Raw genomic sequence first — 9852 nt, forward strand, 5'->3', positions numbered from 1 at the left:
AGGACCCTCAGCAAGTCCTATCGTTGCAGGTCAAGGGCACTTTCCGTGTTTCTGATCAGCTCTTGGACAGCCCATCTCGTGAAAGCGCGAGGCTAGTGTCACTCGGGAGCATTGTGCTCGACCGTCAGGTGCAGCAACAGGTACGGCACTTGAGCTTCGGCACCATGCTGAGCACCCTGTTCCTGATGCTCGCCTGGGCCTACTGCCTGAAGTGGCGCGACTCGGGTAGCACCCTTGTGGTGGGAACGTGGCGCGTTTCACCGAACATGATCTTCGGGCCCCTGGCCGCCGCCGCCGCGATCGCTCTCCTGCTATACCTCATCCGCAACGCTCAGACGTACTCGATTCTGGCCGATCCCGAGAACCCGCTCCGGCTCGCGGGCATGATCGGCGGAGTCCTCTTGGCCAGGGCGGGTGGCTGGCGCCCGCGGCCTGCGGAACCTGAGCTGGTGACCAGATGCCACGACCATCTGTACCGCCTCCAGACGATCCAGATGTCCACGAATGCGCTGTCCACCGGCGTCTCACAGGTTCTGACCGTGGGCAGCTCCCACACCACGTCCGTCTCCACCGTCCCGCCCAGCTTCCCGGAGCTGGTGGAGGACTTCCGCGACTTGCTCGGGCGGATCGCGATTGAGCAGAAGTCGAAGGGCAGGATCGTCGTGATCGCCATCGACGAAGTCGACCGCCTCGGCTCATCCGCACACGCGCTGGCGTTTCTCAGCGAGATCAAGGCCATTCTGGGAGTCCCACACGTCTACTACCTGATATCGGTGGCAGAGGACGTGGGCGCCGCCTTCGTCCGCCGGGGCCTGCCGCACCGTGATGCCACGGACAGCTCCCTGGACGACATCATCCATGTGCAGCCGAGCACCCTGAAAGACTCCCGGGCCCTCCTTACCCAACGCAGCGGTTCCCTGACCGAGCCCTACATACTGCTTGCTCATGTCCTGTCCGGCGGCATACCGCGAGATCTCCTGCGCTACGGGCTCCAGATCCGGGAGATGCAGGAGATGACTCAGTCGTTGGAACTGAGGTACATCTCCCGCCACCTCATCCTCGACGAGCTGGCAGAAACGCTCGCAGGTTTCCGCATCCTCTTGAGCAAGCACCAGTGGACCCGTGACACCAGCGGCATCCTGCATGTCTTCCGCACCCTCGGCGGATACCTGCGTGAACCCTGCGTCTGTGTGGAGAGAGAACTGCGCATCACCCTGGAGAAGTTCGCCTTCTACGGCAGCGCCGACCACCCCGGCCCCGTCGCCCAGCACGAACTGGGAGACGATGCTCGACTTACGATCGAGGAGGCATCCGCGTACGCCTACTTCTCCCTTACTCTCATTGACATTTTCAGCTCCGAGGGCCTTGAACGCCGTACCCGGCAGGCAGCCGGCCAAGGGCCGGACGGCGCTCCGGAACGGCTGGCGGAAGCGCGTCAGGAACTCGGTGTCTCTCCCTTCAGTGCCCGCCCGCTAATCGACAGTGTCCGCAAGGCGTAGTCACTGCCCCTGGGACCAGTCACCGTCGGCCACGAGCCGTGGACGGGCAGCAGAAACTGCCCCTTGCACGACGATGACGCATGACGCATCTGTCCGCAGCGCCGCGTTCGAACGCTGCAGGCACGCCTGCCCAAACGGTGGGGCCACGGCCCGGAAGCGGCGGTCATCCGGCGGCGTCGTGCAGGCGGCCTGGTCGAGGGCGGTGATGCGGCCGCGGGCCAGGCGGAGCAGGCTGCGGTCGGTGAACTCGTGCAGCACCTTGGTGCAGGTCTTGCGGGAGGTGCCGACGAGTGCGGCGAGCCGTTCGGGGTGAGGGCGATCTGCGGGTGACAAGTGCCCGGCCGATGGACTGTCGGTGCGGGTGGCGAGGGTGGTCAGGGTGGTGGCGACACGGCTCGGTGACAGATGAGATCTTTTGAAGTTGTCTACCTGATGGCGCTGAGCTGCAGAGATGTGCCAGTACCTGCCTTTGACCTGCATCGTTGTGCATTCAAGGCATTCCTCCACGGCGACTCGGGTCTGGCCGTATGGTGGGACTTGGCATGCGGCGGGGGCCCGTACCGGGCTCGGTGCGGTTCCGCCTCGACGGGACGTGAGGGGGTGGAGGGGGTGCCTGTCCGCGGTGGTCGGCGCGCCGTCTTGGTCACGACGGTGCTGGCCCTCGCGGTCTTCGCCGGTGCGCTGTCGCTGCTGAGCTGGAACCGGGCGAACCAGGTGGCCGGGGTCGTCTCCGCGGTGGTCGGCATGGCCGCCCTGGGAGTCGGCGTCTGCGCGCTACTGGCCCCGACCGGGAGCACGTCCGTACAGGTGTCCAGAACCGGGCGTGCCACGGCCACCGGTGGCGGGGACGCCAACACGGGTGCTGTCGCCTCCACACCAGCCGGTGAGGTCTCCGTCGAGGAGACCGGTGACGCGCGGGCGGACGGCGGCAGTGCGAACACCGGTTACCGGCGGCAGGAGTAGCGGCGCATCCGATGTTCTTCCTCAGACGTGCTGCGGTGCGCAAGTCGGGTGGATCCTCCGCCGAGGGAGCCGGAGCCTTCGCCAACAGCGGCGTGATGATCGACAGCTCCGTGCAGGTGTTTGCGGGACGCGCCGCTGTCTCAGGGTATCTCCTTAGGGTGGAACAGGCCCTCGCCGCCGCTGACTTCCGGGGGCGTGAGAGCGAACTCGCCCAGCTGGCCCGCTTCAGCGCGCACGATGTCCCCGCAGACCATCCCGGCGCCGGCTACTGGCGCTGGGTGGCCCCGGCGTGGGCGGGGAAGTCCGCCCTGCTGGCGCACTTCGTCATGCACCCTCCACCCGGCGTCGATGTCGTGTCGTTCTTCATCACCTCCCGCATGGCCGGGCAGAACGACGCCGCGGCCTTCTGCGAGGTCGTCCAGCGGCAGGTGTACGCCATGCTGGGCGAGGCAGAACCGCTGACCACCCCCGCCACGCGAGACGAGCAGATGCTGCTCGCGCTGCACCGCGCCGCACAAGGGTGCGCGGCGCGCGGCCGACGGCTCGTGCTCGTGGTGGACGGGCTGGACGAGGACCGCGGCGTGACCGCTGGTCCCGACGGCCACAGCATCGCGGCGCTGCTGCCACGCGTCCCCCCGCACGGCATGCGAATCCTCGTCGCCGGCCGTCCGCATCCGCCGATACCGGGGGACGTGCCCGCAGACCACCCCCTGCGCAGCACGCGGATCGACCACCGTCTGGAGCCCTCCCCGCACGCCCGCGCGGCGCGCCGGGACGCCGAGCGGGATCTGGTGCGACTGCGAGACGGCGCTGGACTGGGCTGGGACCTGGCCGCTCTGACCGTCGCGGCAGGAGGCGGGCTGAGCGCGCACGACTTCGCTGAGCTGACCGGGAGCCCGGCGCGGCTGGTCGAGCGCGAGCTGTCCGCGGTGAACGGCCGCAGCTTCCGCCGGCGCTCTGGGCACTGGACATCCGCCGGTCCGCACCTCTTTCTCTTCGCACATGAAGAGATCCGGCGCGGCGCGGCGGAACTGTTCACGGACCAGGAGCTGGCGACCCACCGCAGCCGTCTGCACCGGTGGGCGGACTCCTACCGGCGCGCGGGGTGGCCGGAGGAAACCCCCGAGTACCTGCTGCGCGGCTACGCCCAACTGCTGCACGAACAGGGGGACACATCTGGGCTGGTGGCGCTGGCCTGCGATACCCGGTGGCAGGAACGGCTGTGGCAGGCGTCCGGGGCGGCTCTGGAGGCGCTCAGCGCGGTGTTAGCCGCGTTCGATCTGGTGCTGGCGGACGGCGTGCGCCGCGGCGATCAGGACGTGTCCGTGGCCCTGCGACTGGCCGCCGCGCGGGACGGGCTGCACGATCGGACGGCGCCTCTCTCCTCCGACCTGATCGCCCTGTGGGCCCGGTGCGGGCACCCCATGCGCGCCGTTCATCTGGCCGAGTCGCAGCGCGACGCGTGGGACCGGGTGGCAGCCCTGAGCGCCATCGCCGGCGCCATGGCCGCCGCCGCACGCCTGGATCAGGCGGCCGCCCTGCTCGACGGAGCGGACAGCACCGAAGCCCGGGACCGCTTCCTGGCGGCGATCGCCAAGGGCCTGGCGGACTCCGGCCGGACCGCCGAGGCCCTGCGGACGGCCCGCCGTATCACCGACCCTGAGCTCAGGGCAGAAGCTCTGGTCGCTGGCATCGGGGCACTGTCCACGGTGGCGAGGAGCGCCGCGGCGGCTCAGGAGACGGCCGGCATCCGGGCAGCCGATGCGGTTCCTTGGGCGCTGGAAGCCGTCGACGCGGTCATGGCAGTGCCCAACACCGTCTCCCGGAGCGCCCTGGGCGCCTCACTGGCCGCCGCGCTCTCCTGGCTCGGCGAGCATGGCCGAGCCCTGGCGCTGGCGGAGCGTGTCGTGGCCAGTTCGGCCGACTCCGGCGACACGGTCCGGCGGGCGCAGTACCTCGCCCTGTTCGCCCGGGGGATGTCCACGGCACCGGGGCTCGCCGCGCAGGCCGCCGAGTTCGCCGTGACGTCGGCCCAGCTGGCAGCGGACGTCAACGACCCCGACGGCGTGAGCTGGGTCTACCCCGAGGTTGCTGCGGGCCTGGAAGCGACTGGGCACCACCAACAGGCGATCGACTTGGGCAGCCGTTTCCTGAACAATCCGGAGGAGAGCCTGGTCGAGATCGGCATCGCGGCCGCGGAAGCCGGTGACCTCGACCGAGCTCTGGAGCTGACTGAGCGGATCACGGAACCCGTCTACCGGGCGCGCGTCCTCAACGCCGCTGGCAGGACGGCGGCGGGGTTCCGTGACGCGGTGCAAACGCTGCGCCTGGCCCGGGACGCCCGCGAGGCCACCGACGAGGTGCCCTACCTCCACTGGCGGGTGGCGCTTTCGGCCGACACCGCCGACTTCCTGCTGCGGGCGGGCCAGAAGGAACGTGCCCACGCCGTGGTCGAGCGGGCGACGAACTTGGCGCAAAGGGATCGAAGGCTCGGGGTAACCACCCTCATCAAGCTGGCCGTCGCAGTTGGCCAGTCCGGGCAGCGGGACGACGCAGCCCGCCTCATACACCGCGCCGAACAGGCCGCCGCCGCGTCCGACGGTTACGCACGCGTCCTCGACCTCGCGGAGGTAGCCGAGGGCCTGCACCACACGGGTCGCCCGACGGAGAGGAACGAGCTTCTGCGCCGCGTACTCCACGAAAGCCGGACCCTGGCAGATCCTGCCGAGCGCGCCGAGGGCCTGCGACGAGTGGCCGAGGCATTCGGCCGCACCGGGAATCCGGACGGAGCAGTAGAGCTGGCTCAGGAGATCCTGAGCCTGGCAGGAACCGCCCACAGCCCCTCCCGCCGACGCTGGGACACGTACGCCGCCGCCGGTGCCCTCCTCGCGGCGGGCGATATCGACGCGGTGCTCAGGCTGGAGGGCAGCCTGCCGAAGGACGCGGTCGACGAGATCCTCACCGGTGTCGTGAAAAGGCTCGTGGACGCCGGTGATCTGGCCGCAGCAGAGCTGATCACCAACAGGCAAGCAGACGAGCGCGCCCTCGGCTACCTCGCGGCGGGCGCCGCAGCCACGGGAGACGTCACCCGCGCCGCCGCGCTGCTGGAGGAGATCAGCACTCCTGTCCTGCGCGAGGCGTCCACGCCGGCCGTCGTCAAGACGCTCTGCCAGGTGGGTGCCCGCGCGGCGGCCCGCGCCCTGGCCGACGCCCTCACCGCGCCCGAGCACCGCGCCAAGGCGCTCGCAGCGATCGCCCAGTCGCTCGGCCCCTGCCCTCAGGGACGCCTCGTGCTGGTCGAGGCACTGTGCTGGGGCCCATGGGAACAGGTGACTGAGGAGATCACCGGTGTGGTGCCGGAGCACCTGCCCCTCCTGGCGGACCTCGTGCCAGCGGAAGGCTAGGGTCCGCCTTCAAAGATCATCGGGTAGTGATACATGGTGGGGGTACTCCGTCATAAACTCACTGACCGGCAGTGGAAGTTGCTGGCTCCGCTTGCGCTGGCATAACCAAGTCCCCCTGTGCCGATGGACCAGCAGCTCGGTGAAGATCAGGTGCAAGAAGCCCGTTGTAGCCGGTGCTGATCTGGGCGGTGCCGGCCATGAAATACCGGTCAGAAGTGGACGAAAGCCAACGCCTTGTCGGCGTGCTCAGTCAAGTTGAGCGTCGGTTCGGCCGAAGTCATTCGCCAGTGATCAAGTCATACCGCTGTATCGGGATCGATGGGACGGTTGTGCGGTGCCGTCCCGGGCGGGGGTCTGACTCGTGAGATTTTTGACCGAAGTGTCCAGTCACGGACCTGTCGACTGCCGTTGAGGGATGTTGCCTGCCACCGAGCCACAGGGCGTGTCCCCATGGGGGCCTTGCCGACGATCAGGCGCCATCACAGTTCAGACCGCCCGAGCAGCCCGGTGCCATCCACCCTGCACCTCACATAGCGGGAGGCGAACCACCATGACGACCAGACAGCGCAGCACCTCCTCAAGGACGGATCCGCCGGCTCGGCGCGAGGTCGTCCTGGGCGTGGACACGCACGGCGAGGTACACGTCGCCGCCGTTATCTCCTCGCTCGGGAAGATCTTAGGCACCGAGTCCTTTCCGGCGACGGCGACCGGCTACCGGCAACTGCTTGTCTGGGCCATCAAGCGGGGGACGGTGCGCCGGGCCGGCGTGGAGGGCACGGGCACTTTCGGCGCGGGCCTGTCCCGCTACCTGCTGGCTCAGCACGTCGAGGTGTTCGAAGTGAACCGGCCCGACCGGTCGGCCCGCCGGTTGCTCGGCAAGTCGGACTCGCTCGATGCGCAGGCCGCCGCACGGGTCGTGCTCAGCGGTCGCGCCCGGGCCCAGGCCATCCGGCGACGGACCTGTGCACGCCGCCCGGATCTACAAACTTGCCAAGGACTCCGCGGTCAAGGCCCGCACCCAGGCGATCAACCAGCTCAAGGCCGTCCTGGTCATCGCCGACCCCGCCCTGCGGGAGCGGTTGTCAAGCTTGGGCAATGCCGAGCTGTTCCGCACCTGCGCGACCCTCAACTCACCCGATGGTGGGGGAGACGAGGACGCGGTGGCCCAGGCCACCCACATGACGTTACGCATGCTCGCCGAACGCATCGAACAGCTCACCGGACAGATCGACGAGCTGAACCAACGCCTGACCCGGCTCGTCGAACACCACGCCCCACAGCTGCTCGAACCGGTGGGCATTGGCCCGGACAGCGCCGTCACTCTCCTGATCACCATGGGAGACAACCCCGAGCGACTGAACACCGAAGCGTCCTTTGCTGCCCTTTGCGGAGTCAGCCCCATCGAGTACTCCTCTGGCCGACGGTGCACGCGTCGGCTCAACTACGGCGGCGACCGCCAGGCGAACGCTGCCACGCTGCCCTGCACCGCATCGTGTTCACCCGTCTGCGCCACGACCCGCAAACCCGGGCGTACTACGAACGCCGCACCCAGGAGGGCAAGACTCGACGCGAGATCATCCGATGCCTCAAGCGGTATGCCGCCCGCGAGGTCTTCCACCTGGTCAGACCGGTTTCCCACACCCCTGCGTTGTAGGGGCGTTCGTGTGTCAGCTGTCGGGGGCTGGCCGGACGAGGCCGCTCTGGTAGGCGATCACGACCAACTGCGCCCGATCGCGTGCGTGGAGTTTGGTCATCGCGCGGGAGACGTGGCTGCGCACGGTTGGTTAGGGGGCTGAGGAGCAGCTGGTCGGCGATCTCGTGGTTCGATCTGCCCAGTGCAGCGAGTGCGGCATCCGCACCGTGGCCGCGGGCGACTCCCTGCTCTCACCCACGGCCACCCGTTCCCTGATCACCCGCTTCCTGGCCACCCCGGCCGACCACATGCCCCTCACCGCGCCGGAACGCCTCACCCTACTCACCGAACGCGAACGCGAGATCATGGCCGGCCCCGGTTGGCGACGAGCGAAACATAGACCGTGATCGCCGGTTGGCCAAACCGGCGATCACGGCAATCCTTGGAGGAGCTCGTCAGCCCCCCGGGCTTGGTGTTCGACATGAACACAGAAGGCTGCGCTGGGGCTCCCACACTCCAAGGAAAGCGAGTAGTCCTGTCTTATCCGATCAAGAAGCTTGCCCCCAATGCCAAGGGGAAGGTCCGGTACCGGTTCGTGGTCGACGCAGGCCCTGATCCGGTCACCGGGAAGCGCACACAGGTGACACGTACCTTCGCCACGCTGAGGGAGGCGAAGGCGGAGTACGCGGGCATCGTGCATCGTCGCTACGAGGCAGAGCGGGCACCTCTCAGTCAGGTCACGGTGGACGAGTGGCTCGATCAGTGGCTGGCCATGAAGGCCGAGGACCTGGAAGAGAGCACTGCGTACAGCTACACCATGACCCTGGCCCGCGTCCGCGGAAGGCTCGGGCACATCAGGCTCCAGGACCTCACCGAGGACCACGTCGAGGCATGGATGCGATGGGCGCTCCGGGAAGGGCGTGGGCGGGGAGGGAAGCCGGGCACCGGCCTGGGGGCGACCTCGGTCGAGATGTCACTGGCCCGGCTGAAGGAGGCGCTCGACCGGGCGGTGACACGGGGCGTGGTCCGGGTCAACGTCGCTCGGGAGGTGACCGTTCCCCGTAAGGCACGCAGGGCAGAGCGCAGGGCCAGGGCCGCAGTGCCGCCGTGGAGCGTCGCGGAAGTGCGCGCCTTTGTTCGTGCGATCGCAAGCGACCGCCTGCAGGCACCGTTCCTTCTCGCTCTGATGGGTCTTCGGCCGGCGGAGATCTGCGGCATGCGTTGGACGGACATCGACCTGGACGAAGCCACCGTGTCCATCACCAACACCCGGACGGTCATGGGGAACGACATCGTGGTGGAGAAGGACACCAAGTCACCCGCCGGTGAGCGGCAACTTCCGCTGCCGGCTCCGATAACGGCTGCCTTGACCGCGTTCCGGGCTGCTCAGGCAGACGAGAAGACGGCGGCTGGGCACGGGTACGAAGACAGCGGCTACGTTCTCGTAGACGCTCGGGGCAGGGTGCTCAACGGTCGGCAGCTGCGTGAGCGGGCCTACAAAGTCATGGACCGCAGCGGGCTGCGCCGGGTCCGTCTGTACGACGCCCGTGCGAGCTGCCTGACGTACCTGGCGAACCACGGGGTCCCGGACCACCTCCTCGCCCGGTGGGCCGGCCACGCCGACGCCCGGACCACGAAGCGCTGGTACGTGAAGCCGGATGTGGACGACCTGCGGCCGGTGGCGGACACGTGGGGAGGTCTGGCGAGTGGCTCCGCCCCCGTTCACGAAGAGAATGTGAGATGTGGGAGCGTGAACGGGTGAGTGAGAAGAACGTCGACACCATGCAATACCGCTTTGACGGGCCGGAACAGGCCCCGGTCCTCGTCATGGGGCCGTCCCTCGGTGCTACATGGCACAGGTTGTAAAGACCGTCCAGGGACGTCTACGCCAGTCCAGCGGGGGCATGAAACCGCAGGTCAGAGCCTCCTGGTCCGGGAAGGGCTGCCCAGTTGGTGATTGCCGTGTGATACGCGGGTGATACGGCGAGGCCCCACCGGGGTCGGTCCTGACGAGATCTCTGCGCGGATCTGTGAGAGGGTGAAGCCGCACCGGAGTACTTCGGTGCGGCTTCTCTGTGAGTTCGAACGCGCTGGCGCGCACGATGCGGTCGGTGACTCGTGCGGTCCGTGTGCCTGTGACTCTTTCGGGTGCCTGATTTGCGATCGCACCCGCTCATCCGTCCGCACGAGGGGTGCGTACTCTTCCCAGCGCGATCGGGTCATGTGAGTGCGGGAGCAGGAACGGCCGGATCGACTAAGGGCTTGCAGATCATCAAGGTGTTGCTTCCCGTCCCGTGGCTCGTTGGTGTGGTATGCGCATCCCGGACGAGATCCGTACCCAACTCGCTGTGAA

Annotated in this window: 4 protein-coding genes and 6 pseudogenes; 8 read left to right on the top strand and 2 right to left on the bottom strand. The window is 68.3% G+C overall.

The window, feature by feature from the left end; translation table 11 throughout:
* Positions 1-1499: pseudogene (locus AB0G56_RS41530) on the top strand (hypothetical protein); the annotation flags it as partial.
* On the opposite strand, the gene AB0G56_RS41535 reads toward AB0G56_RS41530, so the two are convergent.
* Complete coding sequence (locus AB0G56_RS41535; RefSeq protein WP_360981362.1) at positions 1500-1979, bottom strand: helix-turn-helix domain-containing protein; 480 nt, start codon at positions 1977-1979, stop codon at positions 1500-1502.
* Positions 1980-2138: 159 nt separating this feature from the next.
* On the opposite strand from AB0G56_RS41535, the gene AB0G56_RS41540 reads away from it, so the two are divergent.
* The 4 genes and pseudogenes from AB0G56_RS41540 to AB0G56_RS41555 all read left to right on the top strand — a co-directional run.
* A complete protein-coding gene (locus AB0G56_RS41540) occupies positions 2139-2462 on the top strand; it encodes a hypothetical protein (protein ID WP_260824143.1) in 324 nt (107 codons plus the stop codon).
* Between the two features lie 158 nt (positions 2463-2620).
* Positions 2621-5866, top strand: coding sequence for a hypothetical protein (locus AB0G56_RS41545; protein ID WP_360981365.1), 3246 nt, complete (start codon positions 2621-2623; stop codon positions 5864-5866).
* A gap of 550 nt (positions 5867-6416) precedes the next feature.
* Positions 6417-6761, top strand: a pseudogene (locus tag AB0G56_RS41550) (transposase); the annotation flags it as partial.
* A 439-nt stretch (positions 6762-7200) separates the two neighbouring features.
* Positions 7201-7305: pseudogene (locus AB0G56_RS41555) on the top strand (transposase); the annotation flags it as partial.
* 228 nt (positions 7306-7533) lie between these two features.
* On the opposite strand, the pseudogene AB0G56_RS41560 reads toward AB0G56_RS41555, so the two are convergent.
* Positions 7534-7714: pseudogene (locus AB0G56_RS41560) on the bottom strand (LuxR C-terminal-related transcriptional regulator); the annotation flags it as partial.
* Here AB0G56_RS41560 and AB0G56_RS41565 point away from each other — a divergent pair.
* The 3 genes and pseudogenes from AB0G56_RS41565 to AB0G56_RS41575 form a co-directional block, all read left to right on the top strand.
* Positions 7715-7870: pseudogene (locus AB0G56_RS41565) on the top strand (DNA-binding response regulator); the annotation flags it as partial.
* Between the two features lie 71 nt (positions 7871-7941).
* Positions 7942-9261, top strand: a complete 1320-nt coding sequence (locus AB0G56_RS41570) for a site-specific integrase (protein ID WP_360981368.1) — start codon at positions 7942-7944, stop codon at positions 9259-9261.
* Positions 9240-9356 (top strand): annotated as a pseudogene (locus AB0G56_RS41575) (3-oxoadipate enol-lactone hydrolase); the annotation flags it as partial. The gene AB0G56_RS41570 and the pseudogene AB0G56_RS41575, both read left to right, overlap by 22 nt.
* Between the last annotated feature and the right edge of the window lie 496 nt (positions 9357-9852).

Origin of the sequence: Streptomyces sp. NPDC021356 (assembly GCF_040641015.1) — a bacterium.
In the GTDB taxonomy this organism is placed as follows: domain Bacteria; phylum Actinomycetota; class Actinomycetes; order Streptomycetales; family Streptomycetaceae; genus Streptomyces.

Coding starts and splice junctions, on each gene's coding strand:
- AB0G56_RS41535 (WP_360981362.1), bottom strand. CDS start 1,979: ATGCAGGTCAAAGGCAGGTACTGGCACATCTCTGCAGCTCAGCGCCAT.